This is a genomic window from Deltaproteobacteria bacterium (assembly GCA_030690165.1).
GTDB lineage: Bacteria > Desulfobacterota > GWC2-55-46 > UBA9637 > UBA9637 > JACRNJ01.
Genome location: JAUYHF010000020.1, coordinates 1 through 1,420 on the forward strand (window position 1 = coordinate 1; position 1,420 = coordinate 1,420).

Here is a 1,420-nt window from a genome sequence, read left to right on the forward strand (position 1 = left end):
CAACTGCGGATGAAGAAATTACAGAGCGAAGTATCAATTCTTCGCGTAATAAAGGGTCTTTCAGATATGGGTTAGTTTCTTTGAGGGATTTCTTTTTCATGGGGTTATTATACTACAATAGATAGAGAAAATGATAGAAAAAACTATCCTCCTGATAAGCAGGAAAAGGCAACAAAGACGGTTTTGGAGCAGGCAGAACTGCTTTGCGCGAATTGGGCTGCGTGATTCGAGAATCCCTCTCACCCTGCCCTCTCCCGCAAGGGGAGAGGGAAATTAGGGGACAATAACCTATGAAAGACACAATATCTATTGGCCACGGCGGTGGAGGAAGGCTTGCGAGGGATTTGATAAAAAATCTCTTCCTCAGGCATCTCGATAATCCTAAGCTCGCCCCGCTTGGAGATTCCGCAGTATTTGAAATAAACGGCTCAAGGCTTGCCATGACTACAGACTCCTATGTTGTAAAGCCCATCTTTTTCCCGGGCGGCGACATAGGCAAACTTGCCGTATGCGGCACAGTAAACGACCTTGCAGTTGCCGGGGCAAGGCCTTTGTACCTCTCCTGCGCAGTGATTATAGAAGAAGGGTTTTCGCTTAAAGACCTTGAAATCATAACATTATCCATTAAAGATGCTGCGCGCAAGGCAGGGGTTGAGGTTGTAACAGGCGATACAAAGGTGATAGAAAAGTGTCAAAGTGTCAGAGGGTCAGAGGGTCAAAGCAACATCTATATCAACACCGCAGGCGTAGGGATTGTTGAAAACAGCATTGACCTTGGCATAGACAAAATAGATGTCGGCGACAAGATAATCCTGAGCGGCAATATCGGCGACCACGGTATAGCAGTGCTTTCTAAAAGAGAGGGTTTTGATTTTGAGTCTTCAATAGAAAGCGACTGCGCGGCGCTGAACAATATTGCGCAGGCTGTACTGAAATCAGGCCATATACGATTCATGCGCGACCCAACAAGGGGAGGGCTGGCTGCTGCTCTAAATGAGATAGCAGAAGACGGCGGATTCCGGATTGAGATAACCGAGGAGTCTATCCCTGTGGCAGATGAGATAAAAGGCATTTGCAGCATACTTGGCCTTGACCCTTTGTATATCGCCAATGAAGGAAAGCTGATTGCAGTTGTTGCGCGGGATGACGCTGATAAGGTTTTAAAGACAATACAGGCTAACCCGCTTGGACAGAAGGCATCTATAATCGGAGAGATAACAGGCAAAAGAGGGAAGAGCGGTGTGTATCTCAAAACCTCCTACGGCGGCACAAGGATTTTAGATATGCCTGTTGATGACCCATTGCCAAGGATATGTTAAATATGCTTCTTCAAACCAAAAATCTTACCAAGACCTTTGGCGGGCTTACTGCCATTGAAAATATTGACCTTGCGGTAAAAAAGGGTGAAATTGTAAGTCTA

2 protein-coding genes are annotated in these 1,420 nt (G+C 46.0%); both read left to right on the top strand.

What is annotated here, in order from left to right:
• Window positions 1-117 precede the first annotated feature (117 nt).
• Window positions 118-225, top strand: a complete 108-nt coding sequence (locus tag Q8P28_04600) for a DUF3387 domain-containing protein (GenBank protein MDP2682076.1) — start codon at window positions 118-120, stop codon at window positions 223-225.
• 65 nt (window positions 226-290) lie between these two features.
• Window positions 291-1,319 carry a hydrogenase expression/formation protein HypE gene (gene hypE / locus Q8P28_04605; protein MDP2682077.1) on the top strand — a complete coding sequence of 343 codons (1,029 nt, stop codon included), beginning with the start codon at window positions 291-293 and terminating at the stop codon, window positions 1,317-1,319.
• Window positions 1,320-1,420 lie beyond the last annotated feature (101 nt).

What these genes read in the sequence shown, in the direction of transcription:
- hypE (MDP2682077.1), top strand. Translation starts at nt 291, where the DNA reads ATGAAAGACACAATATCTATTGGCCACGGCGGTGGAGGAAGGCTTGCG.